This window comes from Novosphingobium sp. KN65.2, from assembly GCF_001368935.1.
Classification (GTDB): domain Bacteria; phylum Pseudomonadota; class Alphaproteobacteria; order Sphingomonadales; family Sphingomonadaceae; genus Novosphingobium; species Novosphingobium mathurense.
Genome location: NZ_CCBH010000050.1, coordinates 1 through 851, shown reverse-complemented (window position 1 = coordinate 851; position 851 = coordinate 1). Strand labels below are relative to the sequence as shown.

The following is an 851-nucleotide window of genomic DNA, read 5'->3' as shown; positions in this document are numbered from 1 at the left end:
CTGGCCNTAGTTGGCAGGCGGGCGGGCATTGGCGGCACCCTGCCCGGCTCCGGCTCCTCCCCCGGCCACTTGGTTTGACAGGGCCGTAAGGGTGGCAATGTCGGAGGCCGAGGGCTGGCGGCCCTGCGCCATTGCAGCGGCCATTTGCTGTTGCAGGGCGACGAGCTGGGTTGCCGGATCAGCGCCGCCACTCATGCCGCCAGCGCCAGAGGATGCCCCATTGCGGCCGTCCTGCCATTTCAGGGCGGTAGGAGAGCGCACGGCGCTGCCAAATTGGGCAAGGCGTGCTTCGCGTATCGCTTCCATGCGTGCCCGGCGCAGATCGGCCGCCGTGGGGCCGTTGGGTTGCGCTGGCGAGGCGGTGACGGTTGGCGGCGCATTGGGATCGACCGGCGCGACCGGGATGCCATCGGCAGGCGGCAGCGGGGGCGCGTTCGCCATCACTTCCGCAGCACCGCTTGGAGCGGTCCCCGCAACCTTGTTCGCAACATCGGCCGAGCTTTGACCGACAGCCGGTTGAACCTTGGTCGCCGCATTGTCCGAGGAGCGATCAATCATAATCGACACCACGATGGCGATGAACAGCGCCACAATGCCGAGGACGATCAGCAGCGGCGCATTATTGACCCTGCGAACTCCCGTCACCAAGCGCCCGCTGTTCCCGTCCGCTGCACCGCCCGGCGAGGCTTCCGGCGACATGCTATCAGCATCAGACATAAACCTACCCCCTTACCCGGCCTTGACGACGCCACAGCGCGCGGCACGGATGCCCTTGCACTTGGCGCGCGCCGTCGCGCTGGATTGAAACTGTCCGAATTGGATGCCGTGAGAGCGTCCGTTTTGGACAAAGC

At 66.6% G+C, this 851-nt stretch carries 1 pseudogene; it reads right to left on the bottom strand.

Annotated elements, in window-relative coordinates:
* Nucleotides 1-717 (bottom strand): annotated as a pseudogene (locus SPHV1_RS01760) (conjugal transfer protein TrbI); the annotation flags it as partial.
* Nucleotides 718-851 lie beyond the last annotated feature (134 nt).